The following is a 25,675-nucleotide window of genomic DNA, read 5'->3' as shown; positions in this document are numbered from 1 at the left end:
TTTTTCAGTCTTTGGCCATGGCCCTGAACTGGTTGGCATGCACGCAATTGATCACGATATTGCTGCGGGTCGACCAGTCGGTATTGATGATATGGAAGCGTTGGATGTAGCTGTTGATATCCTTGGATTCGAACCAGGCGTCTACTTTGTCGCTGAAATCGTCGGGAACGAATAGGCCCGTGTATTTAGCGCATTGAATCGCGCGAAGCGCATAAGGTCTTTTAGGTTGGGCGCTGACATCATCCATAAACTCTTTCAACGTTGACGTTGAAATATAATCTTTGCCAATCCATTGTTGCTCAACACCCGGCCAATAGTCGTCGTCGCCGCGGTTACTGTTGTAAGAGATCACCACGGTACGCTCAGGAGCTTCCTGTCGAAGTTCCGCCAGTGTCATAGGTCTGAAGGCATAAGGGATGAGACGTGCACCGATCATCTGATTGATCAATTGCTGCAGTTCTTCATGCGAGGAATCAGTAAAGTTTTTGAATTGATGAAAATTCAAAATAATGATTTCGTTCCTTCGGGCTGGCTCGGCGTAAAAAGCGTTCAGGACCCCGAGCACGTCGTCTGCAATGGTTCGGCCAGACGAGGTCAGGTGGTACAACTGGAAACGTCGTGGGTGACCGACGGGCTGGCTGGGAAACAGTTCTACCCGCAAATCGATCACCCTGAACCCCCGATTGATCTGATCGCGTATCGGTACGTCTTGGGTGATTTCATTGGGCAGTAAAAATTTCGGCGCTTCTTTGTCGGAACCGGAGTCGTGGGTGCCGGGAAGTATCAGTTCATCTATACGGAGTTTGTAAATGCCGGGCGTGCTGCCCATCCAGCGATCGGGAGTGCTCATGATATTCATCCTTGAATGTTAATTCGGAAATTGAAGTGCGCCGTGTTGGCGCACTTTCAAGTTCTAGAAAAAAAGCGCTGTGGTCAAATTGAAGAAGTTGACAGCCTGTGTCAGGCAGGAAGAATTTCAACTTCTTTTAGAAGTTGAGTTGTTATAAGTATTCAATATGTGTGATGTACATCAGTTGCGCCCCGGCAGGAGTTTGAACGGTCACCTCGGCGTCCAGGGCCTTGCCAATCAACGCCCGTGCCAGGGGTGAGTCGATGCTGATCAGGTTCTGTTTCAAATCCAACTCGTCGGGGCCGACGATGCGATAGCGGGACTCGTTGCCGTCCTCATCCTCTACCGTAACCCAGGCGCCAAAATAGACCTTGTTTGGGTCGCTGGGCTTTTCGCTGACGATCTTGAGCGCTTCGAGGCGCTTGGTGAGAAAGCGCACGCGACTGTCGATTTCCCGAAGCATTTTCTTGCCATAGGTGTATTCGGCATTTTCCGAACGATCGCCTTGGGCCGCCGCTTCACTGACCGACTGGGTCACCTGGGGGCGGCGTACATGCCAAAGCTCATGCAGTTCAGCGCGCATCCGCGCTTCCCCTTCGGGGGTAATCAGCGCGGTGCCGGCGGTGCGGGGAGGACGATAGCGGCTCATGGCAACTTCTTGTCAGGGCAAAGCCGCCAGTCTATCAACCCTCGCGCAACACTGTCAGGGGGCTGGCGTTGAGCGCTCGGCGGGTGCCGAACACGCCTGCCGCACCAATCAGCAATGCGCCTACCAGTGGCAATATCAACAGCCACGGATGCGGATGCCAGGGTAGATCGAAGGCATACCGGTAGAGCACGAGGCTCACCAGTTCCGACCCCAGTGCCGCGAGCAGACCGCTGACCGCCCCGAGCAGGCCGAATTCGATGCGCCGGGCCTTGATCAGCAACTTCCGCTCGGCACCCAGGGCACGTAGCAGCGCGCCTTGGCGAATCCTCTCGTCGAGAGTGGCCTGCAAGCCCGAGAACAGCACGGCCATTCCCGCCGCCAGTACGAACAGCAATACATATTCCACCGCCAGCGTTACCTGGGCGAGGATGCTGCGCAGTTGTTCGAGCAGGGCTTCGACTTGCAGGATTGTCACGGCCGGGAAGGCCCGGGACAGGTCGACGATCTGCTGGTCGTGGCCGGCCGCCAGATAGAAACTGGTGAGGTAAGTGGCGGGCAGGTCCTTCAACGTTCCTGGCTGGAAAATCATGAAGAAGTTTGGCTGGAAGTTGTCCCAGTTGATCTCCCGCAGGCTGGTGACCTTCGCTTCCCGATTCAGTCCACCGACACTGAACACCAGGCGGTCGCCCAACTTGATCTTGAGATTGTCGGCGACCTTGCCTTCCACCGAGACACCTGGGATATCGTCCGGCGGTTGCTGCGGCCACCAGCTCCCAGCCGTGACGACATTGCCCGCCGGCAGGTCCGCCGCCCAGGTCAGGCTCAGGTCACGCTGCAATGCGCGGTCGCCGGCCGAGTCCTTGGTGACGAATTCCTTGGCCGGCTCGCCATTGATGCTGATGAGCCGTCCCGGTACCACGGGGTACAGTGGAGCCGACTGCGCCGACAATTCCATCAGCTTGTCGCTGAACGCCTGCTTGTCGTTGGGCAGGATGTTCAAGGCGAAGTAATTCGGGGCGTTTTTCGGCAGTTGGTTCTGCCAGGTATCCAGCAACTCGCCGCGCAGCAGCGCGATCAGGGCCATCGACAACAGGATCAGGCCGAACGCCAGGGCCTGGCCAGCCGCCGCCAAGGGATGACGCAGCAACTGGCCCAATCCCAGCCGCCAGGGCAATGAGGCGCGAGCCAACATCCGGCGCAGGCTTTGCAGCAGCAAGAGCAGCAGCCCGCCAAGCACCAGCGCCGCAATCACGCCGCCGCCGAGCAGGGCGAAGGTCAGCACCAGGTCCAGGCTCAAGCGCCACATGATCAGTCCGAGCGCACCCAATGCGGCCCCGTAGACGACCCAGGTACTCGAGGGGATCGGCAGCATGTCCCGGCGCAGCACCCGCAGCGGCGGCACCCGACCCAGCGCGGCCAGCGGTGGCAAGGCGAAACCCGCCAATGCCACCAGCCCGGTGCCGATCCCGGCGATTGCCGGCAACAGGCCGCCCGGCGGCACGGTGGTGGGCAACAGGTCATGCAGCAAGGCGAACAGCCCCAGCTGCGCGATCCAGCCGAGCAGGGCGCCGCTGATACTGGCCAGCAGGCCCAGCACGGTCAGTTGCAGGCTGAACAGCACCATGGTTTCGCGGCGGGACAGGCCAAGGCAGCGCAGCAGCGCACTGGCGTCGAAGCGTCGCGTGGCGAAACGGTTGGCGGAGAGGGCGACGGCCACGCCGGACAGCAACACGGCCACCAGGCTGGCCATGTTCAGGTAGCGCTCGGCCTTGCCCAAGGCGCCGCCGATCTGGCGGTTGCCGTCGCGGGCATCTTGCAGGCGCTGGTTGGGTTCAAGGCCAGGCTTGATCAGGTCGCGATAGGTTTGCAGTGCCGGCGCCGGGCCTCGCCACAGGTCGCGATAGCTGACGCGGCTGCCGGGTTGCACCACGCCCGTGGCATCCAGATCCTTGAGGTTGATCAGCACGCGGGGGGTCAGGCTGTAGAAGTTGCCGGCGCGATCCGGTTCGTAAGTCAGCACCCGGCTCAGGCGAAGCGTCTGGTTGCCGACATCGATGCTGTCACCGATCTTCAGCTCCAGCGCCGTCAGCAGGCGAGCTTCGACCCAGGCCTCCCCCGGAGCGGGGCGCCCGCCCGTTTCTTCCTGGCCGAAGGGCGCCGGGGCGCTTTTCAGTTCGCCACGCAACGGATAGATGTCATCGGCTGCCTTGACGCTGGACAGCTGGATACCGTTGTCGGTGGCGACAACGCTGGAAAATTCCACCACCCGGGCGTGTTCCAGGCCTAGGTCGATGCCGCTGCGGATCTGTTCCGGGCGGGCAGGGGAACTGCCTTCGAGCAGCAGGTCGGCGCCGAGGAATTCAGTGGCGCGCATCATCATCGCGCCGTTGAGCCGGGCGCCGAAGTAGCCGATGGCGGTGCTCGCCGCCACCGCCACCAACAGGGCGAAGAACAGCACGCGCAGTTCGCCGGCGCGGGCATCGCGCAGCAACTGGCGGACGGCAAGACTGAACAGGCGCAACAGGGGCAAGCGTGCCATCAAGGCTCCAGGGGCGCGACCATCTGGCCGGCTTCAAGTCGGATCAGGCGCCGGCAGCGATGGGCCAGGCGTTCGTCGTGGGTCACCAGAACCAGCGTCGTGCCGCGTTCCTTGTTCAGCTCGAACAGAAGGTCGCTGATGCGTTCGCCGGTGTGGCTGTCGAGGTTGCCGGTCGGCTCGTCGGCGAACAGCACGTCGGGTTCGGCGGCAAAGGCGCGGGCGATGGCGACGCGCTGTTGCTCGCCGCCGGAGAGCTGGCGTGGCGAGTGGGTCAGCCGCTGGCCGAGGCCGACTCGTTGCAACAGTTGCGTGGCGCGTTCCCGGGCGTCCTTGCGGCCGTCCAGCTCCAGCGGGAGCATGACGTTTTCCAGTGCATTGAGGCTGTCGAGCAGTTGGAACGACTGGAAGACAAACCCGACATGTTCAGCGCGGACCCGGGCTCGCTGGTCCTCGTCCAGTGCGCTGAGGGCCTGGCCGGCAAGTATCACTTCACCGCTGCTGGGCAGGTCGAGGCCGGCCAGCAGGCCAAGGAGCGTGGATTTGCCGGAACCGGACGCGCCGACGATGGCCAGGCTGTCGCCCTGGTTCAGTTCCAGGCTGAGTTCGTGCAGGATGGTCAGTTCACCTTCCGCGCTGGGTACCACTTTGCTAAGGTCCGTCGCGGTGAGAATGCTTGAGCCCATGGAGAATCCGATGCGTGTGTGGTTTTTGAGTGCCGGCCTGGCCTTGATGTGCATGGTCCAGAACGCAGCGGCGGGTACTGTCCTGATCGTTGGCGATAGTATCAGCGCGGCTTTCGGCCTGGATACCCGCCAAGGCTGGGTGTCGTTGCTTGACCAACGGCTCAAGGCCGAGGGTTTCGACGATAAAGTGGTCAATGCGTCTATCAGTGGCGACACCAGCGCGGGAGGCCTGGCGCGCCTGCCGACGCTGCTTGCAGCCCATAAGCCGGACCTGGTGATCCTGGAACTGGGGGGCAACGATGGCCTGCGCGGACAGCCGCCAACACAATTGCAACAAAACCTTGCAGCGATGATCGACAGCTCCCGTGCCAGCGGTGCCAAGGTGCTTTTGCTGGGCATGCAGTTGCCCCCCAATTATGGACGGCGCTACACCGAAGCCTTCGCCCGGGTCTACAGCACCTTGGCCGAAGAGAAGAACGTGCCGCTGGTGCCGTTTTTTCTCAAGGACGTCGGGGGTATACCCGGGATGATGCAGGGGGACGGATTGCACCCGTCCGTCGCGGCCCAGGGCAAGTTGCTGGAAAATGTCTGGCCGGCGCTGAAACCGCTGCTTTGACGCTTTTCTACAGGCGGTGTTTCGGCTAATGTGGCGCCCCCGATTTGGAGCCCCCGATGCCGCGTCCCGCCTGGTCCCTGTTTGCCTACCAACTGATCGAGCCTGACGAGCAGTTGGACCTGTTCGCCTGCCAGGAAGTGCGGGTTCATCTGGTGACCCGGCAGTTGGAACTTGGCGGCTCGGCCGACCGGACCCTTTGCGGCAGCCTTTTGCCGGCCCAGCCACGCTGGTCGGCGGTCGATCGCAAGATATTCCAGGACCATCGCCTCTGTTCGTTGTGCCGGGCGATCCTCGAATCACAGAAGCGTGGCACTTCGCCGATCTGGCCGGAGCTGCGGTTCGAGTTGTAACCCCCCTCGCTTCCCCGGGATCTGATTTCAGTTCCCGGACCTGCTGCGCATCGGACGCCTCGGCGCCGCTCTCCCCGAACTCACGGGCGGCAGTGTACAATCGTCGCTTCACACCCTCTGTTCGATCTGCGAAGGATTTCCCGGATGTTGCCGCGCTTGCCTGCCGTCGCCCGCTGCCTGTCTCTTGCCGCCCTGTGTATGGCTGGGCCCGTTGCCGCATTGGAGTTGCCCCTGCCACCGCCGGGTGAAGACATTGTCGGCCAGGTGCAAGTCATCAAGGCCAAGTACGAAGACACCTTCGCGGACCTGGGCACCACCTACGACCTGGGCTACACCGAGATGGTCGCCGCCAACCCTGGGGTCGATCCGTGGTTGCCGGGCGCTGGCACTGAAATTGTCTTGCCGACCCGTTTCATCCTGCCGCCGGGCCCGCGCGAAGGCATCGTGATCAACCTCGCCGAATACCGCCTCTACTATTTCCCCAAGGGTCGGAACGTCGTCTACACCTTCCCGTTGGGGATCGGTCGTGAAGGTTGGGGCTCGCCTATTGCCCACACCAGCATCATCGCCAAGACGCCGAACCCGACCTGGACTCCTCCGGCGTCGATCAAGGCCGAACATGCCGCCGATGGCGATCCGTTGCCCAATGTCGTGCCGGCCGGTCCCGATAACCCGCTGGGCCCGTTCAAGTTCACCCTGGGGACGCCGGGCTACCTGATCCACGGTTCGAACAAGAAGTTCGGCATTGGCATGCGCACCAGCCACGGCTGCTTCCGGATGTTCAATAACAACGTGCTGGAAATGGCCGGCATGGTGCCGGTGGGCACGTCGGTGCGAATCATCAACGACCCGTACAAGTTGGGCGTGAGCGGCGGCAAGGTGTATCTGGAAGCGCATACGCCGCTGGACGACAAGGGCAACCCGTCCGTGGTGGACAAGCACACGGCGGTCATCAACGCGATGCTCAAGCGTGAAGACATCACCAGCAACCAGCGCATGAACTGGGACGTGGTGCGTGACGTAGTGGCTGCCGAAGACGGCTTGCCGGTAGAGGTTGCTGTTCCGAACACTTCGGCCCCGATGGTTTCCAGCGCGCCGATCGACCTCACGCAATAGCCTGTGTGAAAGCAACCCGCCGACGTCTCACGAGGTCGGCGGGTTTTTTATCGCCGGTAAAACGCCGGGCAATAAAAAAGCCGACCCAGTGATGGGTCGGCTCGATAACAATCCCGAAGGACTATTACTTGCGGCTAGCTTTTTCCAGCATGCGCAGAGCACGCTCGTTAGCTTCGTCAGCAGTCTGTTGTGCTTTTTGAGCAGCAGCCAGAGCTTCATCAGCTTTACGGTAAGCTTCGTCTGCACGAGCTTGGGAGCGAGCTGCTGCGTCTTCGGTAGCAGTCAGACGTGCTTCGGTTTCTTTCGATGCGCTGCTGCAACCGGTAGCCAGAACTGCGGCCAGGGCCAGAGCAGAGAATTTCAGAACGTTGTTCATCGTGTTCCCCTTCAAGGACTTTCTATTTAGTGACTGTCTCCCCAGAGTGAGGAGTTAGCCGGCGTACATACTACTCATTACTTGTAGTAAGTAAACTGACGTAGCGCAAGAAGCAAAAAAATTGTAGGCGGTGATTGTTTTTCAGGCAACTTTTCTGAGTGCTGTTTAAAAAACACACAGCCGCAACCGCCAGAATGGAGCGCGTGGTTGAAGAAAAGTTCCGTTGACGCGCTAACTCCCCCGAGCACACTAAAGTCGCTGCTTATTGATTCTCCTGGACTTTTGCTCATTTTTTGCGCAGCCATCCAAGCATCTTTTATTGCTGCAGACGGTGACTTTAACAACCGGCGCTCGTCTCAAGACTCAACAACTGGCGATGTTCAGCTATTGCGCCTTGACCGACTACCGCGTGAAAGTGACGCTCAATCGATAAACCCGTCGGGGTTTATCCCTTCAGTGACAGGCGTGCCTTGAGCATTTGCGTCATTGGTGCCTACTATTCACGACGTGCTCGGGTTTGAGCGATTGGTTTTTTTGCGCTCGGTGACCAGACAGGCACGGGGTGGCGTAGATGTTCCTTCGCCGGAAAAACATCGGTAAGGTAGGGGTCAGCATTCAGACCCGCGAGGAGTAGTGATGAGCGAGGCGGTTTCCATCCACCATGACCAGGCTGGTCATCAGTTCGAGACCATTGTGGACGGTCATCGTGCCTATCTGACCTACATGGACCTGGGCAAGCAGACCCTGGACATCTATCGCACGTTCGTGCCGAACGCGCTGCGTGGCAGGGGGATTGCTGCGAAGTTGACCGAAGAGGCGCTCAAGTACGCCGAGGAAATGGGCTACACGGTGATCCCGTCCTGCTCCTATGTGGAGCGTTACATGGAGCGTCACCAGCGGCACGCGGCGAAGCTCTGAAACGTTTGGATCGCACAAAAAAACGCCGGACTGAAAAGCCCGGCGTTTTTTTATGCGTGCAATTCGCCGATCAGCTGCGCTGACGCTTTGGCAGCACGTCCTTGAGCTTGGCGTGCATGCCGCGCAAGGTCTTCTCGGTCGCGCTCCAGTCGATGCAGGCATCGGTGATGGAGACGCCGTACTGCAAATCTGCGAGGTCTTTCGGGATTGCCTGGCAGCCCCAGTTCAGATGACTTTCGACCATCAGGCCGATGATCGACTGGTTGCCCTCCAGGATCTGGTTGGCGACGTTCTCCATCACCAGCGGTTGCAGCGCCGGATCCTTGTTGGAGTTTGCGTGGCTGCAATCGACCATGATGTTCGGCTTGATCTTCGCCTTGTTCAGGGCCTGTTCGCACAACGCGACGCTGACCGAATCATAGTTCGGCTTGCCGTTGCCGCCGCGCAGCACCACGTGGCCGTAGGCGTTGCCCTTGGTCGTCACGATCGACACGCCGCCTTCCTGGTTGATACCCAGGAAACGATGCGGGCTGGAAACCGACTGCAAGGCGTTGATCGCCACGGTGAGGCCGCCGTCGGTGCCGTTCTTGAAGCCCACGGCCGACGACAGGCCAGAGGCCATTTCGCGGTGGGTCTGGGATTCGGTGGTGCGCGCGCCAATGGCGGACCAACTGATCAAATCCTGCAAATATTGCGGCGAGATCGGGTCGAGGGCCTCGGTCGCGGTGGGCAGGCCCATCTCGGCCAGGTCCAGCAGCAACTGGCGACCAATGTGCAGGCCGTCCTGGATCTTGAAGGAGTCGTCCAGGTACGGGTCGTTGATCAGGCCTTTCCAGCCGACGGTAGTCCGAGGCTTCTCGAAATACACGCGCATCACCAGGTACAAGGTGTCGGAAACTTCCGCCGCGAGCACTTTCAGGCGCTCGGCATATTCGTGGGCAGCCTTGATGTCATGGATCGAGCAGGGCCCGATGACGACGAACAGGCGGTGGTCGGTGCCGTCGAGAATGTTGCGGATGACTTCCCGGCCCTTGGTCACGGTGCGCAGGGCAGCGTCGCTCAGGGGGATATCACGCTTGAGCTGGTCAGGCGTGATGAGGGTCTCGTTGGAGGCGACGTTAAGGTCATTGATCGGTAAATCAGCCATCGTGTTACTCGTCAGGTCACGGGTGCCGGCCGCCAGCGATTCCCCGCGCGGCGGTGCACAGCGGATTTAAGCGCGTCGGGGAGCCGAACCTTAGCGCGTTAGGAGGTGGCTCGACAATGGGCAGGGGCCGGTTTAATTGTGGCAAGCAAGCTCCCTGGCCACGGGCGGCAGGTCTTGTGTAATGATGCGCAGGGATTGTTCAACGGGGGAGTTGCATGATGCAGGCAGGCGCAACAACCAGGATCGGCATGATCGGCACCGGGGCGATTGGCGGGTTCTATGGCGTCATGCTGGCGCGGGCCGGCTACGACGTGCACTTTCTATTGCGCAGCGAATTTGCCGCCGTGGCCGAACGCGGTTTGCGGGTCGCCAGCGAAGTTCATGGGGCGCTGACCCTCGACCCGGTCCAGGCGTATCGCTCGGCAGCCGATATGCCGCCTTGCGACTGGTTGCTGGTCGGTGCCAAGACCACCAGCAATGCCGACCTGGCCCCGGCCATCATCCAGGCTGCCGCTGCTGGCGCAAAAGTCCTGCTGTTGCAGAACGGCCTCGATGTCGAGGACGAACTGCGACCGCTATTGCCCGATTCGCTGCACTTGTTGGGCGGCCTGTGCCTGGTCTGCGTGCATCGCGTCGGCCCCGGCGTCGTCGCCCACCAGGCCCTCGGCGCGGTCAACATCGGTTACCACAGCGGTCCTGGCCGGGATCAGGCCGAACGCATGGCGATTGTCGAAGAGGGCGCTGGGCTGTTCCGTACCGCCGGTATCGACTCCCAGGCCATGGCCGACCTGCAACAGGCCCGTTGGCAGAAGTTGGTGTGGAACGTACCGTACAACGGTCTTTCGGTGCTGCTGGGCGCCAGCACCACGCCGTTGATGGCTGACGACCACAGCCGCGGGCTGATCCAGGCGCTGATGGAGGAGGTGGTACGCGGCGCGCGGGCCTGTGGTCATCATATTGCGCCGGGTTACGCCGAATATCTGTTCACCATGACCGAGAAGATGCCCGACTACTGGCCGAGCATGTACCACGATTATTCCCACAAGCGACCGCTGGAGTTGGATGCGATCTATGGCCGGCCGTTGGCTGCGGCCAAGGCGGCAGGATGCGAACTGCCGAAAATCGAAGCCTTGTATCAGGCGCTGGCGTTTTTGGATCGCCACAACGCTGATGGCGAAAGAGGGAAACATGGCCAATAACATTGATGACAAGCTGGTGCTGGCAATTTCCTCGCGGGCCTTGTTCGACTTGAGCGAAAGCCACAAGGTCTACCTGGCGAGTGGTGTCGAGGCCTATCGGCAATACCAGATCGAGCATGAAGACGAAGTCCTGGCACCTGGTGACGCTTTCGCCCTGGTGCAGAAATTGCTCAACCTCAACCAGCACCTCGGGCGTGCCCGGGTCGAAGTCATCCTGGTTTCGCGCAACAGCGCCGACACTGGCCTGCGTGTGTTCAATTCGATTCATCACTATGGCCTGGCGATTTCCCGCGCAGCATTCGTCGGCGGTCGCAGCCCTTACCCTTATCTGAAGGCGTTCGGCTGCGACCTGTTCCTGTCCACTCACGCCGAAGACGTGCGCAGCGCCCTTGAGGCCGGATTCGCGGCGGCGACCATCCTGTCGGGCGGTGCCAGCCGTGCGGCCAGCGAGGAATTGCGCATCGCCTTCGACGGCGATGCGGTGCTGTTCTCCGATGAGTCGGAACGCGTCTATCAGGCTGGCGGCCTGGAGGCATTCCAGGCCAGTGAACGACAGGCTGCGCGCGAGCCGCTGCGAGGTGGACCGTTCAAGGGGTTCCTGGCGGCGCTCAATGCGTTGCAGCGCGAATTTCCCGAAGACGCCTGCCCGATCCGCACGGCGCTGGTCACCGCCCGTTCCGCACCGGCCCACGAACGGGTGATCCGTACCTTGCGTGAGTGGGATATTCGCCTGGATGAGTCGCTGTTCCTCGGGGGGCTGACCAAATCCGCGTTCCTCGAAGCCTTTGCCGCCGACGTGTTTTTCGACGACCAGACCGGTCATTGCGAACTGGCCCGGGAAGTGGTCGCCACTGGGCACGTGCCCCATGGCATCAGTAACGAAGTGAAGCTCTGACTGGCCGCTGTCCGGGCGTTACGTCGCACGTCGAACTCCTCGGGGCGCTGCTAAGCTGAATCAATCTCCGCCATCCTGGCACTCGAGGAGGTCACATGATTCGTTCGATGCTGTACGCCACGGACCTGGGCCTTTATGCCCCTTATGTGATGCAGCATGCCTTGGCGTTGGCACGGACGTTTGCAGCCGAGTTGTATGTGGTGCATGCGGTGGAACCGATGGGGCTGTTCGCCGAGTCGGTGTTGCAGAGCTATCTGGACGAGCAGGCGTTGAACGAATTCCATCGTCAGGGTCTGAGTACGGTGATGGCCAATATCGAGCAGCAGGTGCTCGACAGTTTTCGTGAAGAACTGGGGGAGGGCCAGCAAGACTTGAAGCTGATCAAATCGGTCAGGGTGTTTCAGGGTGATCCTTCCCAGGTCATTCTCGAACAGGCGGCAAAACTCTCCGTCGATTTGCTCATCGTTGGCAGCCATTGTCAGGGCGCAAGCGGCGAAACCCCTTTGGGCAGGACCGCCGCACGGGTTTTGCAGTTGTCCCGTGTGCCGGTGTACCTGGTGCCGCTGGTGCAGCGTCGGCGTCAGGGAGATGCTTGAGGCTAAATGATGGCCTTTTATAAAAAGTTCTAGATTTCTTTGTGCAACCATTCATATAGTTATATGCCGTCGCTGATGCCCGTCGCATCCAACTGCTTTGAGGGATACATATGAAGCTTCAACAACTGCGCTACATCTGGGAAGTGGCGCACCACGACCTCAACGTTTCCGCTACCGCCCAAAGCCTCTACACGTCGCAACCTGGCATCAGCAAACAGATCCGCCTGTTGGAAGACGAACTGGGCGTCGAAGTCTTCGCCCGCAGCGGCAAGCACCTGACCCGCGTGACCCCGGCCGGTGAGCGCATCATCACCACGGCTGGCGAGATCCTGCGCAAGGTCGAAAGCATCAAGCAGATCGCCCAGGAATTCTCCAACGAGAAAAAAGGCACCCTGTCGATCGCGACCACCCATACCCAGGCTCGTTATGCCCTGCCGCCGGTAATCAGCAATTTCATCAAGCAATACCCGGACGTGGCGCTGCACATGCACCAGGGGTCGCCGATGCAGATCGCCGAAATGGCCGCCGACGGCACCGTGGATTTCGCCATCGCGACCGAGGCCCTGGAGTTGTTCGGCGATCTGGTGATGATGCCGTGCTATCGCTGGAACCGCTGCGTGGTCGTGCCCCACGGGCATCCGTTGACCAAGCTGCCGAAGCTGACCCTCGAGGCCTTGGCCGAATACCCGATCGTGACGTATGTATTCGGTTTCACCGGTCGTTCCAAGCTCGACGAAGCCTTCAGCCATCGTGGCCTGACGCCGAAAGTGGTGTTTACCGCCGCCGACGCCGACGTGATCAAGACCTATGTGCGCCTCGGGCTGGGCGTGGGCATCGTGGCGAAAATGGCCGTCGACACCAAACTCGACAATGACCTGGTGGTATTGGATGCCAGCGAGTTGTTCGAATCCAGCGTGACCAAGATCGGTTTCCGCCGTGGCACGTTCCTGCGGGGGTTCATGTGCGACTTCATCGAGAAGTTCGCCCCGCACCTGACCCGTGAAGTCATGGCCAAGGCCATCCAGTGCCACAACAAGCAGGAACTTGAAGAGCTGTTCGACGGCGTCGAACTGCCAGTGCATTGACCGACGTCTAGATAGCCTCGGTGACAGCGAACTGTTGCCGGGCGCCCGCCACGACGATCTCCACTTCATCCCCTTCGAATTTGCCCAGCAGGCTGCGCCCCAGCGGCGAGCGAGGGGTGATGACGGTGATCGGTTGTCCCACCAGCGAGACCTTCAGTCCCGCCGCGTCAGGTCCCAGGAACAGCCATTGCTGGCGGCCCTCGTCATCCTCCAACCCGATCAATGTGCCGACCTCGATTCCGCGTCGTTCGTCGTACGGCCTTAGCGTCAGGTTCTGGCAGAGGCTGAGCGACTGGCGGATCTCCTCGACGCGCCTGGCTTGGCCGGCGGCAAGATAAGACGCTTCGAGGCCCAGGGTGTCGTACTTGTTTTCGGCAATGTTTTCTTCGTGGGTCGCGGTTTCGTAGGCGGTTTGCGCGGCGCGCTCGGCGATGTCGAGGTCAATCTTGAGCTTGTCGAGAATCAATTGGTGGACGGTTGGTTTGTTCATGATCATTCGCAAAATTGCAGGACGTTGGTGCGGCTTTTTTCGCTCGGCGCGTTCTGGTCCTGTTGCAGCCAGAACTGGCATTTGGGATTGGACAGGTTGCGAGGGTTGCTTCGAACCTGGTCAAGCGCCTGGCGTTGCTCGTTCCTTTGCAGGTTCTGCTGATATTGCTCGAACATCGGCGTAGGCGGCTCGGGTGCCGGCTGAACTGCCGGCGGTTGCGCCAGTTGCTGCACAGCGGCCGCCACCGGGGCGAGTTGCTCATCGAATAGAAACTTCGACAACAGCCATCCCGTCAACACGATGGCAAGGAAGCCCAGCCACAGGCCCAAGGCGATACTGACGGTCAATTGCAAGGCGGTAAGGCGCGACGAGGAATGGTCGGGCATGTCTGCTTCCTGGCTGAACACGGGATAGGCGGCAATTGTCGCATGAAGATTAATCGCCGTCGGCTCTTCTGCATCGACGTTGCAATGCGGGACAATCGGGTTTTGCCACAGGGAGTCGGGAATGACCGTGCGTTGGGATATTTTTTGCACCGTCGTCGATAACTTTGGCGACATCGGCGTCACCTGGCGCCTGGCGCGGCAATTGGTGGCTGAGCACCGATGCGCGGTGCGCCTATGGGTCGATGACTTGCGAGCCTTCGAGCGGCTGTGCCCGGCCATTGATATCACGCTTTCCGAGCAATGGCAGGAGGGCGTGCAGGTGCGCCATTGGCCCAAGGACTGGCTCGATACCGAGGCCGCCGAGGTGGTGATCGCCGCGTTCGCCTGCCAGTTGCCCAGCGCCTATATGGATGCGATGGCCGAGCGTGAGGTAACGCCGCTGTGGATGAATCTCGATTATCTGAGCGCCGAGGACTGGGTGATCGGTTGTCATGGCCTGCCATCGGTCAAGTACAAGCACGTGCAGAAATATTTCTTTTTCCCCGGCTTCCAGGCAGGCACCGGTGGCCTGCTGCGCGAGGAGGGCTTGCTGGAGCGTCGCCGGCAATTTCAGCAGGACGACGTGGCGCAGCGAATTTTCCTGCAAGGGTTGGGCGTCGACCGGGCTCCAGATGCGCGCCTGATCTCGTTGTTTGCCTATGAAAACACAGGCTTGGCGAGTTGGTTCGACACGATGGCGGCCGGGGCCGAGGCGTTTCACGTGCTGGTCCCGGAAGGGCGGGTGCTGGCGGATGTCCGGCGCTGGCTGGGTGACGAGGGCGTTGAGGTTGGTGCGGTGCATCGGCGCGGAGCCCTGACGGTACAGGTTCTGCCGTTCATCCGGCAGGATCAGTACGATCAGTTGTTATGGTGTTGCGACTTCAACGCCGTGCGCGGTGAAGACTCTTTCGTGCGCGCCCAATGGGCCGCCCGGCCAATGCTCTGGCACATCTATCAGCAGGAAGAAGACGTCCATCTGGAAAAGCTCGAAGCGTTTCTGCGGTTATATACCGAGGGGCTCTGCGGGCCTGCGGAAAAAGCGATCAGCGGTCTCTGGCGGGCGTGGAATGCCGGCCAGGACATGACCGGACATTGGAAATCGGTCTGCGAACAACGCCAGGAACTGGCCGAACACGCCCAGGCGTGGTGTCTGGAACAAGCCTCGCGAGCCGATCTTGCCACGGCGCTGGTGAAGTTTTACCGAAATTGGATATGATACGCGGCCTAGATTTTTGTAAATCCCATCCAAATTCGGATATTCGCAATGAAAACTGGTAAAGAACTGAAACCCGGGACCGTGATCCGTCTCGAAAACGATCCTTGGCTGGTTCAGAAAGCTGAGTTCACCAAGTCGGGTCGTAACAGCGCGATCATGAAGACTAAGCTGAAGAACCTGCTGACCGGTTACAAGACCGAGATCGTCTACAGCGCCGACGACAAACTGGACGATGTGATCCTCGACCGCAAAGAAGCGACCCTGTCCTTCATCAGCGGCGACACCTACACGTTCATGGACACCACTGACTACACCATGTACGAGCTGAACGCCGAAGACATCGAAAGCGTTCTGCCGTTCATCGAAGAAGGCATGACTGACGTCTGCGAAGCCGTGTTCTTCGAAGAGCGCCTGGTTTCCGTAGAACTGCCGACCACCATCGTGCGTCAGGTTGACTACACCGAAGGCTCCGCTCGCGGTGACACTTCCGGCAAGGTGATGAAGCCTGCCAAACTGAAGAACGGTACCGAGCTGTCGGTTGCTGACTTCATCGAAATCGGCGACATGATCGAGATCGATACCCGCGAAGGCGGTTCCTACAAAGGCCGCGCTAAGTAAGCGAAGTCTTTTGTACGAAAAAGCCCGACCATTGAGTCGGGCTTTTTTATTTCTGCTTTCCACCTGCTTCCTGTTACTTCAGGTGCTGCTTGAGCTCCTGGGATGCCTGCAACATCGCCGAACGCACCGCTGGCACCTGGCTCACCACGTTGAGCAAACCATAGTCGTGAATCATGCCGTTGTAGCGCACGGCTGTGACCGGCACGCCGGCCGCGTCCAGTTTGCGGGCGTAGGCTTCGCCTTCGTCGCGCAGCACGTCAGCTTCGGCGGTCTGTACCAGCGCCGGCGGCAGGCCCTTGAGCTGCGCGGTGGTGGCTCGCAGCGGTGAGGCATAGATCTCGTTACGCTGGCCGGCGTCGGTGGTGTAGTTGTCCCAGAACCACTTCATCATGTTCTTGCTGAGGAAGTGCCCTTCGGCGAACTGGTTGTAGGACGCCGTCTCGAAGTTGGCGTCGGTCACCGGCCACAACAGGGCCTGGAAGCGAATCGCTGGCGTGCCCTTGTCCTTGGCCATCAGGGCCACGACTGCCGCCATGTTGCCGCCGACGCTGTTACCCGCTACAGCCAGGCGCTTGCCATCGACGTTGATTTCCTTGCCGTGCTCAGCCACCCATTTGGTTGCGGCGTAGGCTTGGTTGATCGCCACCGGGTAATGCGCCTCGGGCGACGGCGTGTAGTTGACGAATACCGCGACGGCACCCGAACCCGCCACCAGATCCCGAACCAGCCGTTCGTGGGTCGGGAAATCCCCCAAGACCCAGCCACCGCCGTGGAAGAACATGAACACCGGCAGCTCACCCTTGACCCCGGCCGGACGAACAATCGTCAGGCTGATCGGCTGGCCATCGACCTGGATGGTTTTCTCGCTGACGTCGGCCTTGGGCAGGGTCAATTTGACCCCGGCCTGGGCGCCGACCAGTACGGCGCGGGCGTCCTTGGGCGACAGTTGTTCCAATGGCTTGCCGGTCCCGGCATTCAGCGCATCGAGAAACGCCTGGGTGTTGTGTTCGACGATGCCGTCGGCGAAGGCGCTGCTGACGCTCAGGGCGAGAAGGGTGCCGGTCAGGGCTTTGGTGATGGTGTTCATGTGAGTCTCCTTGAATTTCGGTCCGGGTTCGGGGTTAGACGGTGACGTGCAGGCGCACATCAACATTGCCGCGGGTGGCGTTGGAGTACGGGCAAACCTGGTGCACCGCATCTACCTGTTTTGCGCTAAATGTTTGTGCGCTAAGTAGGTGTGAGAAGAATGTAATGCGCAAATAGTTTGTGCGCAATATATATTTTCGAGGCAATTCCGAATGCACCACCTGGAAAGGCTTGGAGGCCTTGATCTAGAGCGGTTAAGGCAGGCTGTATTTTTTTTGAAGGCGGTGTTTGAGCAGGTGGATCATGAATCCGGGAAGGAAGGTGCAGGCGCCTCCGCAAGCATGCTCGCTCTGCGGAGGGCTGGTGTGCCTTTGATCAGAGGCTGTCTTGCAGATGCCCGCGCAGTTCTTGCAGGTCACGTTGCAGCTTTTTCAATTGCTCCAGCGTCTGGCCACTGGCGGCGAGGATGCATTGCGGAATATCCAGGGCCTTCTTCTGCAGGGCGCGACCTTGTTCGGTGAGTTCGACGATGACCACGCGCTCATCCTCGCGGCTACGGGTGCGGCTCAACAGGCCTTCGGCCTCTAGGCGCTTGAGCAGCGGCGTCAGCGAGCCCGGGTCGGTGAGCAGGCGGTTGCTGATTTCGCCGACGGTCAAACCATCTTTTTCCCACAACACCATCATGGCCAAATATTGCGGGTAGGTCAGGCCCAGCGCCTGGAGCAGCGGCTTATAGACCTTGGTCATCAACAGTGACGTTGAATGCAGCGCGAAACAAACCTGGTTATCCAATAACAGGGCTTCGCAAGGGTCGGGAGTGTCGCGTTGGGTGTTCATGGCGGAAACCTTTCATCAATGATGCTATGAATCTAGCGGACGAACCTTTAATGCACCAGATAATTCTGATGTCCTGCTCAGGCGTTTCATTTCCTCGTTAACGCCAACTGCGTAGGATAGGCGCCCTGATAAACGGGGGGAGTCGTCTGTGATTGAGGTCGTGCAATATTTGCTGTTGGGCGCCGCGCTGGGCACGTTGGGGGGATTGTTCGGAATCGGCGGTGGACTGATCGCCATTCCGGTGCTGGGCGTATGGTTTGGCCTGGACCAGCAGATTGCCCAAGGCACGGCATTGGTGATGGTGGTTCCCAATGTGATGCTGGCGCTGTGGCGTTACCACCAACGCAATCGCATTGAGTTGCGCCATGTGTTGCCGTTGGCGTCCATGGGGTTCTGTTTCGCGTGGCTCGGCTCTATCTGGGCTGTAGGCATTGACGCAGAGAGCATGCGGATTGGCTTCGTGGTGTTCCTGATTGTTCTGGCGGCCTACAACCTTATCCGAATGTTCGCCGCGACGGCGCCGGCTTCGGCACAGATGCGTCATGGCTGGCCATGGCTCGGTGTGCTAGGAGCAGCGTCGGGGACAATGGGCGGGCTGTTCGGCGTTGGCGGGGCCGTTGTCGCCACGCCGATTCTTACCAGCGTATTCGGTACAAGCCAAGTGGTCGCGCAAGGCCTGTCCCTGTCTCTGGCGCTGCCGAGCACGGGCGTGACGCTCGCCACCTATGCGTTTCACCATGAGGTGGACTGGTGGATCGGGCTGCCGCTGGCGGTCGGCGGGTTGATGAGCATCAGTTGGGGCGTCAAGGTCGCCCACGCCTTGCCAGAGCGATTGCTGCGTGGGCTGTTCTGCGGTTTCCTGGTGCTGTGCGCGGTGTTGCTCGTCTTTAAAGTTTGAAACCTTCGACGATGTGCTCGGCCAGGCATTCAGTGATTGGCGACGGGTTGTGCAGGTTGCGGATCAGCATGATGCTGGCTTCGGGCAGCTCCGGCAGGTTCTCGGCCTCGCCGAGCACGCGCATGTCAGGTGTCAGCAGGCTTTCCAATTGCGCGGTAATCGCCAGGCCCGCGCCGACCACCGCCATGAGCGCTGAAAGGCTCGAGCTGTTGTACGCCACGCGATAATCGCGGCCCATGGCATCCAGCGCATTGCAGGCCCATTGTCGACAGAAACAATCACTGTTGAACATCGCCAGCGGCAGCGGTGTTTGTTCATGGACGTTGAAACAGGCGGCTTCGGCCCAGACAAAACGCTCCTTGCGCAGCAACTGGCCAATTTCATCGCCTGGCTTGCGGGTGACGATGGACAGGTCCAGGTCCTGGCGCAGCAACAACTGCTTGGACGACTCGCAGTGCACCTCGATTTCGATCAGCGGATAAAACTGGGCGAAGCGCTGCAGGATTCCCGGCAGGAAGCGCATCACATAATCGTCCGGCGTGCCGATGCGCACGGTACCGACCATGTGCGGTTCGCGCAGGGTATTGAACACTTCGCTGTGCAGCTTGAGGATCCGCCGGGCATAACCCAATAAGACCTGGCCTTCAGCGGTGAGCTTGACCTGCCGTCCGTCGCGCTCGAACAGGCGGCGCTGCAACACGTCCTCCTCGAGGCGCTTCATCTGCATGCTGACGGCGGACTGCGTGCGGTTGACCAGCTCGCCGGCGCGGGTAAAGCCGCCCTGGTCGGCGATGGCGACGAAGGTACGCAGCACTTCCGTATCGATGCTCGGGTAACTCGACAATTGATCAATCTCCGAGATGTATTGCATAAGAAACATTCGTTGGATTGATCTTAGCCTCGGCGCGAGACTAGAGCCATACCCAACGGAGGACATCACGATGAAAGGTCAAAAAGGTTATCTACTGATCGATAAATTCTCATCCCACGGTTTTTCGCTCGGCGCGCTGTTGCACAAGTTTAGCCGCTGGTACGAATTGCACCACGAGCGCGAATTGCTGGCTTCGATGAGCGACGAGGCGCTCAAGGACATCGGCATCAGCCGTGCAGATGTGGAAAAGGAAGTGGTTCGGCCATTCTGGGATGACCCGATGCACAAATGAGCCATCCTTCCCTACACAAACCGCTCAATGGTGAGGTAGGTTGCGAGCAGACAAGGAGATCTCCATGCCCGCGACTCTGTCCTTTACCCTCAAACAGGCCCGGCGCCTGGCGTTGGCCGCCCAAGGATTCAATGGGCGGTTACCGCCAGCTTCGGTGCAAGCCTCCCACGTCAATCGCTTGATTGGACGTCTTGGCGTGCTGCAAATCGATTCAGTCAATGCACTGGTGCGCTCGCATTACCTCCCGCTGTTCTCACGTCTCGGTCCCTACCAACGCGTTTTGCTCGACCAGGCCGCCTGGAGCCAGGGACGCCGCCGCACGCTATTTGAATACTGGGGCCACGAAGCGTCGCTGCTGCCGATGTCGATGTACCCGCTGATGCGCTGGCGCATGGATCGGGCGGCCCGTGGCGAAGGTGTCTATCAGCAGCTGGCGCGTTTCGGCCAGGAGCGCCAGGACGTGATTCGCCGGGTGCTGCAGTCGGTTCGTGAACAAGGTGCGATTGGCGCGGGCAGCTTGTCCACGCGCCAGGAAAAGGCTGGTCCCTGGTGGGATTGGAGCGCCGAGAAACACGCGTTGGAGTGGCTGTTTGCGGCCGGCGAAGTGACAGTGGCGGGGCGGCGTGGCTTCGAGCGGCTGTATGACTTGCCGGAGCGGGTGCTGCCGGACTCGATTTTGCAGTTGCCGCAGCCGGACGAAGCCCAGGCCCAACGCGCTTTGCTCCTGCACGCGGTGGATGCCCTGGGCATCGGCACCGAAAAAGATCTGCGCGACTACTTCCGCCTCGGTCCGGCCGAGAGCCGTGCGCGGCTGGCCGAACTGGAAGAGACCGGTGAGCTGGTGCGCTGCCAAGTCCAGGAATGGAAGCAGCCGGCCTGGTGTCGACCGACTGCGACAGTTCCTCGCAAGCTGGCAGCCAGTGCGCTGCTCTCGCCGTTCGATTCGTTGGTCTGGGAGCGCAGTCGCACCGAGCGCTTGTTCGACTTCCGTTATCGCCTGGAAATCTACACGCCGGAGCACAAGCGAGTGTATGGCTATTACGTACTGCCGTTCCTGCACAACGAGCGGATCGCGGCGCGGCTGGACCTGCGGGCGGAGCGGGCCCTGAGTCGCCTGGCGGTGCATGCCGTGCACGAAGAAGAGCCTGGGCTGGACGAAGAGGGCATGCAGGCGCTGGCGCTGAATTTGCGGCGCATGGCCGATTGGTTGGGGTTGGAGCGGGTCCAGCTCAACTGCCGGCGGGACGGGGGCGTTCGATTGGCCAGAGCCTTGACGCAGGTCGGCAGCGCTTGAGTGGGCGCTATCGCGAATGTGCTCGCGATAGCGGTTTGATAGGCAATGAAGCGCCTAGCGCTTGACCTGCTTCAAAGTCTCGGCGATCAGGAAGGCCAACTCCAGCGACTGGTCGGCGTTCATCCGTGGATCGCAGTGGGTGTGGTAGCGGTCCGACAGGCCGTCCTCGGTGATCGGTCGCGCGCCACCGATGCATTCGGTGACGTTCTGCCCCGTCATCTCGATATGAATGCCGCCGGCATAGGTGCCTTCGGCTTCATGGACCTGGAAGAACTGCTTCACTTCGCCAAGAATCTGCGCGAAATCCCGGGTCTTGTAGCCGCTGCTGGCCTTGATGGTGTTGCCGTGCATCGGGTCGGAGCTCCACAGCACTTGCTTGCCCTCACGCTGCACGGCGCGCAACAGCGGTGGCAGGTGCTCACCCACCTTGGTGGCGCCCATCCGCGCGATGAGGTTCAACCGACCGGGGTCATTGTCCGGGTTGAGCACATCGATCAGGCGGATCAGGTCGTCAGGGTTCATGCTTGGGCCGACCTTGACGCCGATCGGGTTGTTCACCCCGCGCAGGAATTCGACGTGGGCACCGTCCAATTGGCGGGTACGGTCGCCGATCCACAACATATGGGCCGAGCAGTCGTAATAGTCATTGGTCAGGCTGTCACGGCGCACGAAGGCCTCTTCGTAATTGAGCAGCAGCGCTTCGTGGGCGGTGAAGAAACTGGTTTCGCGCAATTGCGGCGAACTGTCCATGCCGCAGGCGCGCATGAACGCCAGGGTTTCATCGATGCGGTCGGCCAGGTGGCTGTATTTTTCCGCCAGGGCCGAGTTGGCGATGAAGTCCAGGTTCCATTTGTGCACCTGGTGCAGATCGGCAAAACCGCCTTGGGCAAAGGCCCGCAGCAGGTTCAAGGTGGCGGTGGACTGGTGGTAGGACTGCAGCAACCGCTCCGGGTCCGGTACGCGGCTTTTTTCGTCGAAACCGATACCGTTGACGATGTCGCCCCGGTAGGCCGGCAGGGTCACGCCATCGATCGTTTCATCGTTGGCCGAGCGCGGCTTGGCGAACTGCCCGGCCATGCGCCCGACCTTGACCACCGGGCAGCCGGCGGCAAAGGTCATGACGATCGCCATCTGCAAGAGCACCTTGAAGGTGTCGCGGATCTTCGCCGCCGAGAATTCGGCAAAGCTTTCGGCGCAGTCGCCGCCTTGCAGCAGGAACGCCCGGCCCTGGGTCACCTCGGCGAACTGACGGCGCAACTCCCGGGCTTCACCGGCAAACACCAGTGGCGGATAACTGGCCAGGGTCTGCTCCACCTGCAACAGGTGCGCGGCGTCGGGGTAGCGGGGTTGTTGCTGGATCGGCAGGGCGCGCCAGCTGTCAGGGCTCCAGGGTTGGCTCATCATGATCTCTAGGTGATTTACGCTCGGACGGCCATGTTATCAGCAAATTAGTGCGTGACCTGTTCCGGTTGCTTCGCCGACAATCGCGCCTTTGCCCCGTATGCGTGGGCTCAAGCCGGCCCGGCAACCACAGGAGATGAAATGACAGAGGAGCGCGTCGAGCATTTGCTCGCCGAGGTGCATGACCAGTTCGGCATGATTCGCGTGTTCGAGGTGGCCGACTACCGGTTTCTCGAATTTGGCGACGCCATCGAGCAGAGCTGCGTGTTCACGGCCGATCCGAGCTGGCTCGAATATGACTACACCCGCGCCATGCTCATCGGTGCGTTGTGTCACGAGCGGCCGGAGAGTGCGCTGTTCCTGGGCTTGGGCGCCGGTACGCTGACCCAGGCTTGCCTCAAGTTCCTGCCATTGGAGGACGTCGAGGCCATCGAGCTGCGGCCCGATGTGCCGCGCCTGGCTATCGAATACCTGGGGCTGGACGACGATCCGCGATTGTACATCCGCGTCGGCGATGCCTTGGAGCTGCTCGAAACGGCGGAGCCGGCGGACTTGATCTTCGTCGACCTTTATACCGATGTCGGTCCCGGTGTCGGGCATCTGGCGTGGGGTTTCCTGGAAAACTGTCAAAAACGCCTCAATCCGGGCGGCTGGCTGGTGATCAACCAATGGGCCACCGACGATGGCAAGCCCCTGGGCGCGGCGCTGTTGCGCGGCCTGTACCATCGGCACTATTGGGAATTGCCGGTGAAGGAGGGCAACGTGATCCTGATCGTGCCGGCGGATCTCGATCAGGAACTGGATAGGGACGCACTGATATCCCGAGCCGAAGGGCTGGCGCCGCGATTGGGCTATTCGTTGCAGTCGTTGATCAAGGCCATTCGCCCGGCGACGTGATCAGCGAAGCCAAACCCTTATGACGAGTGAGTTCCCCTGTGGCGAGGGAGCTTGCTCCCGCTGGGTCGCGAAGCGGCCCCCTTCGATTTCAGATATCAACCCAAGCGTCTGCTTCGCAGCCGAGCGGGAGCAAGCTCCCTCGCCACAAGGGCGAAGCCGTCTGGAGATGAATCGTTTTAGCTGGCGGCCCAAGGCCTTTTGGCAGAGAGCCCCATAACGGGGTTTGCCGATAAAAAAAGCTCCCTTTTTGGGCAAATTCCGGTATAGTGCGCGCCGGCCTTTAGCCGGGCCGCGTCAAGGTAGCGCAATTCTCCGAAGTCAGCTTCGGTTGCATGTCCGCACAACGGATGCTTCCAAGACGTTCTTTATTCATTCATTCGTTTTCGCAAATCCCCGCCGACAAAGCAGCCAGGGCGACTCTTGAGTCTCAACACGGCATGCGCAGCTTTGGAGCATGGGTCTTTGCGGATGCACTTAGAGGCAGACCCATGACCCAGGAAACCGGCGGCTTCGCCGCTTTTAATCTCAACCCGAACATTCTTGCAGCCGTCATTGCGACCGGCTATGAAGAACCTTCGGCGATTCAGCAGCAATCGATCCCGATCATCATGGCCGGCCACGACATGATTGGCCAGGCGCAAACCGGTACGGGTAAAACCGCTGCGTTCGCCCTGCCGATCCTGCATCGCATCGATCCTGCCAAGCGCGAGCCGCAAGCCCTGATCCTGGCGCCAACCCGTGAGTTGGCGCTGCAAGTAGCAACCGCTTTCGAAACCTACTCCAAGCAGATGCCTGGCGTTACCGTTGTGGCCGTTTACGGCGGCGCCCCGATGGGCCCACAACTGAAAGCCATCCGTAATGGCGCGCAGATCGTTGTCGCCACCCCGGGTCGCCTGTGCGACCACCTGCGTCGTGACGAAAAAGTCCTGGCTACCGTGAACCACCTGGTTCTCGACGAAGCCGACGAAATGCTCAAGCTGGGCTTCATGGATGACCTGGAAGTCATCTTCAAGTCCCTGCCGGCAACTCGCCAGACCGTATTGTTCTCGGCCACCCTGCCGCAATCGATCCGTGCCATTGCCGAGCGCCACCTGCGCGATCCGCAACACGTGAAGATCCAGACCAAGACCCAGACCGTCACCGCGATCGAACAGGCTCACCTGCTGGTTCACGCTGACCAGAAGACTTCCGCCGTTCTCAGCTTGCTGGAAGTGGAAGACTTCGACGCCCTGATCATGTTCGTGCGCACCAAGCAAGCGACCCTGGACCTGGCCAGCGCCCTGGAAGCCAAAGGCTACAAAGCCGCTGCGCTGAACGGTGACATTGCCCAGAACCAACGTGAGCGCGTGATCGACTCCCTCAAGGATGGCCGCCTGGACATCGTTGTGGCGACCGACGTTGCTGCCCGTGGCCTGGACGTTCCGCGCATCACCCACGTGTTCAACGTGGACATGCCGTACGATCCGGAATCCTACGTGCACCGTATCGGCCGTACCGGCCGTGCGGGTCGCGAAGGCCGTGCGCTGCTGCTGGTCACCCCGCGTGAACGCCGCATGCTGCAAGTGATCGAGCGTGTCACCGGGCAGAAGGTCGCTGAAGTCCGCCTGCCGGACGCCCAGGCCGTTCTCGATGCCCGCATCAAGAAACTGACCAACAGCCTGTCGCCACTGGTGGCTGACGCCGAGTCGACCCACGGTGATCTGCTCGATCGCCTGACCGCCGACATCGGTTGCACTCCACGTGCCCTGGCCGCTGCGCTGCTGCGCAAGGCCACCAACGGTCAGGCGCTGACCCTGGCCGCGATCGAGAAGGAACGTCCGCTGGTGCCGAACAACGCACCGCGTGGCGATCGTCCAGAGCGTACCGGTGATCGTCCGGACCGTGGTGATCGCGAGCGTCGCGCGCCGATCCCGCTGGCCGAAGGTCGTGCGCGCTGCCGCACCGCGCTGGGTGCTCGTGACGGCATTGCCGCCAAGAACCTGCTGGGCGCCATTCTCAACGAAGGTGGCCTGGCCCGCGAAGCCATCGGTCGCATCCAGGTGCGTGACAGCTTCAGCCTGGTGGAATTGCCGGAAGATGGCCTGGAGAAGTTGTTGACCAAGCTCAAGGACACTCGTGTGGCCGGCAAGCAGCTCAAACTGCGCCGTTACCGCGAGGATTGATCAGCCTGCGGGTTGATTGATCGAGCATAAAAATCCCCGACTGGTTCGGGGATTTTTTTGCGTGCGCCAGGCATGGCGCGTTGCGCGTAAGCGCAACCAGCTTGGCTGTGGTGGCCACGCTGGTGACTTGGAGGTGCAAGTCCTCTACACACCCGGCAAGGGGAAGTGT

Annotated in this window: 27 protein-coding genes and 1 pseudogene; 15 read left to right on the top strand and 13 right to left on the bottom strand. The window is 60.6% G+C overall.

The window, feature by feature from the left end; genetic code table 11:
* Window positions 1-4: 4 nt before the first annotated feature.
* The 4 genes from HU762_RS11915 to HU762_RS11900 form a co-directional block, all read right to left on the bottom strand.
* Window positions 5-850 carry a hypothetical protein gene (locus HU762_RS11915; RefSeq protein ID WP_186636907.1) on the bottom strand — a complete coding sequence of 282 codons (846 nt, stop codon included), beginning with the start codon at window positions 848-850 and terminating at the stop codon, window positions 5-7.
* A 151-nt stretch (window positions 851-1,001) separates the two neighbouring features.
* Window positions 1,002-1,499 carry a transcription elongation factor GreB gene (greB, locus tag HU762_RS11910; protein ID WP_186636905.1) on the bottom strand — a complete coding sequence of 166 codons (498 nt, stop codon included), beginning with the start codon at window positions 1,497-1,499 and terminating at the stop codon, window positions 1,002-1,004.
* A gap of 34 nt (window positions 1,500-1,533) precedes the next feature.
* Window positions 1,534-4,038, bottom strand: a complete 2,505-nt coding sequence (locus HU762_RS11905; protein WP_186636902.1) for an ABC transporter permease — start codon at window positions 4,036-4,038, stop codon at window positions 1,534-1,536.
* A complete protein-coding gene (locus HU762_RS11900) occupies window positions 4,038-4,721 on the bottom strand; it encodes an ABC transporter ATP-binding protein (RefSeq protein ID WP_186636899.1) in 684 nt (227 codons plus the stop codon). The genes HU762_RS11905 and HU762_RS11900 overlap by 1 nt, the downstream gene beginning before the upstream one ends.
* A 10-nt stretch (window positions 4,722-4,731) precedes the next feature.
* Here HU762_RS11900 and HU762_RS11895 point away from each other — a divergent pair, with 10 nt between their 5' ends.
* The 3 genes from HU762_RS11895 (at window position 4,732) to HU762_RS11885 (ending at window position 6,803) form a co-directional block, all read left to right on the top strand.
* Window positions 4,732-5,337: an arylesterase gene (locus HU762_RS11895; RefSeq protein WP_186610532.1), complete on the top strand. Its 606-nt coding sequence runs from the start codon at window positions 4,732-4,734 to the stop codon at window positions 5,335-5,337.
* A 56-nt stretch (window positions 5,338-5,393) separates the two neighbouring features.
* On the top strand, window positions 5,394-5,687 hold the full coding sequence (locus tag HU762_RS11890; protein ID WP_047226351.1) for a hypothetical protein: 294 nt from the start codon (window positions 5,394-5,396) through the stop codon (window positions 5,685-5,687).
* A 144-nt stretch (window positions 5,688-5,831) separates the two neighbouring features.
* Window positions 5,832-6,803, top strand: coding sequence for a L,D-transpeptidase family protein (locus HU762_RS11885; protein WP_186636897.1), 972 nt, complete (start codon window positions 5,832-5,834; stop codon window positions 6,801-6,803).
* Window positions 6,804-6,927: 124 nt separating this feature from the next.
* On the opposite strand, the gene oprI is transcribed toward HU762_RS11885, so the two are convergent.
* Window positions 6,928-7,179 (bottom strand): outer membrane lipoprotei OprI, encoded by a 252-nt coding sequence (oprI, locus tag HU762_RS11880; protein ID WP_003183784.1) that lies wholly within the window; start codon window positions 7,177-7,179, stop codon window positions 6,928-6,930.
* Between the two features lie 636 nt (window positions 7,180-7,815).
* On the opposite strand from oprI, the gene HU762_RS11875 reads away from it, so the two are divergent.
* On the top strand, window positions 7,816-8,097 hold the full coding sequence (locus tag HU762_RS11875; protein WP_186610534.1) for a GNAT family N-acetyltransferase: 282 nt from the start codon (window positions 7,816-7,818) through the stop codon (window positions 8,095-8,097).
* A gap of 70 nt (window positions 8,098-8,167) precedes the next feature.
* On the opposite strand, the gene HU762_RS11870 is transcribed toward HU762_RS11875, so the two are convergent.
* On the bottom strand, window positions 8,168-9,244 hold the full coding sequence (locus HU762_RS11870; RefSeq protein ID WP_186636896.1) for a 3-deoxy-7-phosphoheptulonate synthase: 1,077 nt from the start codon (window positions 9,242-9,244) through the stop codon (window positions 8,168-8,170).
* A gap of 218 nt (window positions 9,245-9,462) precedes the next feature.
* On the opposite strand from HU762_RS11870, the gene HU762_RS11865 reads away from it, so the two are divergent.
* The 4 genes from HU762_RS11865 (at window position 9,463) to cysB (ending at window position 13,019) form a co-directional block, all read left to right on the top strand.
* Window positions 9,463-10,443 (top strand): putative 2-dehydropantoate 2-reductase, encoded by a 981-nt coding sequence (locus HU762_RS11865; protein ID WP_186637392.1) that lies wholly within the window; start codon window positions 9,463-9,465, stop codon window positions 10,441-10,443.
* Complete coding sequence (locus tag HU762_RS11860) at window positions 10,433-11,338, top strand: 5'-nucleotidase (protein WP_186636895.1); 906 nt, start codon at window positions 10,433-10,435, stop codon at window positions 11,336-11,338. The genes HU762_RS11865 and HU762_RS11860 overlap by 11 nt, the downstream gene beginning before the upstream one ends.
* Before the next feature lie 95 nt (window positions 11,339-11,433).
* Entirely contained in the window at window positions 11,434-11,934 is a 501-nt protein-coding gene (locus tag HU762_RS11855) for a universal stress protein (protein ID WP_186636894.1), read from the top strand.
* Between the two features lie 110 nt (window positions 11,935-12,044).
* Window positions 12,045-13,019 (top strand): HTH-type transcriptional regulator CysB, encoded by a 975-nt coding sequence (gene cysB / locus HU762_RS11850; RefSeq protein ID WP_090284966.1) that lies wholly within the window; start codon window positions 12,045-12,047, stop codon window positions 13,017-13,019.
* 7 nt (window positions 13,020-13,026) lie between these two features.
* Here the strand turns inward: cysB and HU762_RS11845 are convergent, their stop codons facing one another.
* Both HU762_RS11845 and HU762_RS11840 read right to left on the bottom strand, forming a co-directional pair.
* Window positions 13,027-13,509 carry a GreA/GreB family elongation factor gene (locus HU762_RS11845; RefSeq protein ID WP_186636893.1) on the bottom strand — a complete coding sequence of 161 codons (483 nt, stop codon included), beginning with the start codon at window positions 13,507-13,509 and terminating at the stop codon, window positions 13,027-13,029.
* Between the two features lie 2 nt (window positions 13,510-13,511).
* Window positions 13,512-13,895, bottom strand: a complete 384-nt coding sequence (locus HU762_RS11840) for a hypothetical protein (RefSeq protein ID WP_186636882.1) — start codon at window positions 13,893-13,895, stop codon at window positions 13,512-13,514.
* 121 nt (window positions 13,896-14,016) lie between these two features.
* Between HU762_RS11840 and earP the strand changes: the two genes are divergently transcribed.
* Window positions 14,017-15,150 carry an elongation factor P maturation arginine rhamnosyltransferase EarP gene (gene earP / locus HU762_RS11835; RefSeq protein ID WP_186636879.1) on the top strand — a complete coding sequence of 378 codons (1,134 nt, stop codon included), beginning with the start codon at window positions 14,017-14,019 and terminating at the stop codon, window positions 15,148-15,150.
* Between the two features lie 48 nt (window positions 15,151-15,198).
* Window positions 15,199-15,768, top strand: coding sequence for an elongation factor P (locus HU762_RS11830; RefSeq protein ID WP_003199385.1), 570 nt, complete (start codon window positions 15,199-15,201; stop codon window positions 15,766-15,768).
* A gap of 73 nt (window positions 15,769-15,841) precedes the next feature.
* Here HU762_RS11830 and HU762_RS11825 read toward each other — a convergent pair whose 3' ends face one another.
* The 3 genes and pseudogenes from HU762_RS11825 to HU762_RS11815 all read right to left on the bottom strand — a co-directional run bounded on the left by HU762_RS11825 (window position 15,842) and on the right by HU762_RS11815 (window position 17,691).
* Window positions 15,842-16,855: an alpha/beta hydrolase gene (locus tag HU762_RS11825; RefSeq protein ID WP_186636874.1), complete on the bottom strand. Its 1,014-nt coding sequence runs from the start codon at window positions 16,853-16,855 to the stop codon at window positions 15,842-15,844.
* Between the two features lie 34 nt (window positions 16,856-16,889).
* Window positions 16,890-16,970: pseudogene (locus tag HU762_RS11820) on the bottom strand (organic hydroperoxide resistance protein); the annotation flags it as partial.
* Window positions 16,971-17,229: 259 nt separating this feature from the next.
* The gene (locus HU762_RS11815; RefSeq protein ID WP_186636872.1) at window positions 17,230-17,691 is read right to left on the bottom strand and encodes a MarR family transcriptional regulator; all 462 of its coding nucleotides are present in this window, start codon (window positions 17,689-17,691) and stop codon (window positions 17,230-17,232) included.
* Window positions 17,692-17,839: 148 nt separating this feature from the next.
* On the opposite strand from HU762_RS11815, the gene HU762_RS11810 reads away from it, so the two are divergent.
* A complete protein-coding gene (locus HU762_RS11810) occupies window positions 17,840-18,589 on the top strand; it encodes a sulfite exporter TauE/SafE family protein (protein ID WP_186636871.1) in 750 nt (249 codons plus the stop codon).
* Here the strand turns inward: HU762_RS11810 and HU762_RS11805 are convergent.
* Entirely contained in the window at window positions 18,579-19,433 is an 855-nt protein-coding gene (locus HU762_RS11805) for a LysR substrate-binding domain-containing protein (RefSeq protein WP_030141879.1), read from the bottom strand. The two genes, HU762_RS11810 and HU762_RS11805, sit on opposite strands and share 11 nt — an antisense overlap.
* 97 nt (window positions 19,434-19,530) lie before the next feature.
* Between HU762_RS11805 and HU762_RS11800 the strand changes: the two genes are divergently transcribed.
* Window positions 19,531-19,752 (top strand): DUF1127 domain-containing protein, encoded by a 222-nt coding sequence (locus tag HU762_RS11800; protein WP_186610545.1) that lies wholly within the window; start codon window positions 19,531-19,533, stop codon window positions 19,750-19,752.
* A gap of 64 nt (window positions 19,753-19,816) precedes the next feature.
* Complete coding sequence (locus HU762_RS11795; protein WP_186636869.1) at window positions 19,817-21,046, top strand: winged helix-turn-helix domain-containing protein; 1,230 nt, start codon at window positions 19,817-19,819, stop codon at window positions 21,044-21,046.
* A gap of 54 nt (window positions 21,047-21,100) precedes the next feature.
* Here HU762_RS11795 and HU762_RS11790 read toward each other — a convergent pair whose 3' ends face one another.
* On the bottom strand, window positions 21,101-22,447 hold the full coding sequence (locus HU762_RS11790) for a 3-deoxy-7-phosphoheptulonate synthase class II (protein WP_186636867.1): 1,347 nt from the start codon (window positions 22,445-22,447) through the stop codon (window positions 21,101-21,103).
* A gap of 141 nt (window positions 22,448-22,588) precedes the next feature.
* Here HU762_RS11790 and HU762_RS11785 point away from each other — a divergent pair, with 141 nt between their 5' ends.
* Both HU762_RS11785 and HU762_RS11780 read left to right on the top strand, forming a co-directional pair.
* Window positions 22,589-23,344, top strand: coding sequence for a spermidine synthase (locus HU762_RS11785; protein ID WP_186636865.1), 756 nt, complete (start codon window positions 22,589-22,591; stop codon window positions 23,342-23,344).
* Window positions 23,345-23,832: 488 nt separating this feature from the next.
* Window positions 23,833-25,506, top strand: a complete 1,674-nt coding sequence (locus HU762_RS11780; protein ID WP_186636863.1) for a DEAD/DEAH box helicase — start codon at window positions 23,833-23,835, stop codon at window positions 25,504-25,506.
* The last annotated feature ends 169 nt before the right edge of the window (window positions 25,507-25,675 follow it).

The organism is Pseudomonas sp. SWRI92, assembly GCF_014268685.1.
GTDB lineage: Bacteria > Pseudomonadota > Gammaproteobacteria > Pseudomonadales > Pseudomonadaceae > Aquipseudomonas > Aquipseudomonas marvdashtae.
Note: the sequence above shows the minus strand (reverse complement) of the source record. Positions and strands in the feature narration are given on the sequence as shown.

Bases quoted from the DNA above. Each gene is read 5' to 3' on its own strand.
- HU762_RS11790 (WP_186636867.1), bottom strand. From the start codon at position 22,447: ATGAGCCAACCCTGGAGCCCTGACAGCTGGCGCGCCCTGCCGATCCAG.
- HU762_RS11825 (WP_186636874.1), bottom strand. From the start codon at position 16,855: ATGAACACCATCACCAAAGCCCTGACCGGCACCCTTCTCGCCCTGAGC.
- HU762_RS11870 (WP_186636896.1), bottom strand. From the start codon at position 9,244: ATGGCTGATTTACCGATCAATGACCTTAACGTCGCCTCCAACGAGACC.
- HU762_RS11875 (WP_186610534.1), top strand. From the start codon at position 7,816: ATGAGCGAGGCGGTTTCCATCCACCATGACCAGGCTGGTCATCAGTTC.
- HU762_RS11855 (WP_186636894.1), top strand. From the start codon at position 11,434: ATGATTCGTTCGATGCTGTACGCCACGGACCTGGGCCTTTATGCCCCT.
- HU762_RS11885 (WP_186636897.1), top strand. From the start codon at position 5,832: ATGTTGCCGCGCTTGCCTGCCGTCGCCCGCTGCCTGTCTCTTGCCGCC.
- oprI (WP_003183784.1), bottom strand. From the start codon at position 7,179: ATGAACAACGTTCTGAAATTCTCTGCTCTGGCCCTGGCCGCAGTTCTG.
- HU762_RS11900 (WP_186636899.1), bottom strand. From the start codon at position 4,721: ATGGGCTCAAGCATTCTCACCGCGACGGACCTTAGCAAAGTGGTACCC.
- HU762_RS11895 (WP_186610532.1), top strand. From the start codon at position 4,732: ATGCGTGTGTGGTTTTTGAGTGCCGGCCTGGCCTTGATGTGCATGGTC.
- cysB (WP_090284966.1), top strand. From the start codon at position 12,045: ATGAAGCTTCAACAACTGCGCTACATCTGGGAAGTGGCGCACCACGAC.
- HU762_RS11905 (WP_186636902.1), bottom strand. From the start codon at position 4,038: ATGGCACGCTTGCCCCTGTTGCGCCTGTTCAGTCTTGCCGTCCGCCAG.
- HU762_RS11860 (WP_186636895.1), top strand. From the start codon at position 10,433: ATGGCCAATAACATTGATGACAAGCTGGTGCTGGCAATTTCCTCGCGG.
- earP (WP_186636879.1), top strand. From the start codon at position 14,017: ATGACCGTGCGTTGGGATATTTTTTGCACCGTCGTCGATAACTTTGGC.
- HU762_RS11795 (WP_186636869.1), top strand. From the start codon at position 19,817: ATGCCCGCGACTCTGTCCTTTACCCTCAAACAGGCCCGGCGCCTGGCG.
- HU762_RS11865 (WP_186637392.1), top strand. From the start codon at position 9,463: ATGCAGGCAGGCGCAACAACCAGGATCGGCATGATCGGCACCGGGGCG.
- HU762_RS11800 (WP_186610545.1), top strand. From the start codon at position 19,531: ATGAAAGGTCAAAAAGGTTATCTACTGATCGATAAATTCTCATCCCAC.
- HU762_RS11840 (WP_186636882.1), bottom strand. From the start codon at position 13,895: ATGCCCGACCATTCCTCGTCGCGCCTTACCGCCTTGCAATTGACCGTC.
- HU762_RS11915 (WP_186636907.1), bottom strand. From the start codon at position 850: ATGAGCACTCCCGATCGCTGGATGGGCAGCACGCCCGGCATTTACAAA.
- HU762_RS11845 (WP_186636893.1), bottom strand. From the start codon at position 13,509: ATGAACAAACCAACCGTCCACCAATTGATTCTCGACAAGCTCAAGATT.
- HU762_RS11785 (WP_186636865.1), top strand. From the start codon at position 22,589: ATGACAGAGGAGCGCGTCGAGCATTTGCTCGCCGAGGTGCATGACCAG.
- greB (WP_186636905.1), bottom strand. From the start codon at position 1,499: ATGAGCCGCTATCGTCCTCCCCGCACCGCCGGCACCGCGCTGATTACC.
- HU762_RS11815 (WP_186636872.1), bottom strand. From the start codon at position 17,691: ATGAACACCCAACGCGACACTCCCGACCCTTGCGAAGCCCTGTTATTG.
- HU762_RS11830 (WP_003199385.1), top strand. From the start codon at position 15,199: ATGAAAACTGGTAAAGAACTGAAACCCGGGACCGTGATCCGTCTCGAA.
- HU762_RS11780 (WP_186636863.1), top strand. From the start codon at position 23,833: ATGACCCAGGAAACCGGCGGCTTCGCCGCTTTTAATCTCAACCCGAAC.
- HU762_RS11890 (WP_047226351.1), top strand. From the start codon at position 5,394: ATGCCGCGTCCCGCCTGGTCCCTGTTTGCCTACCAACTGATCGAGCCT.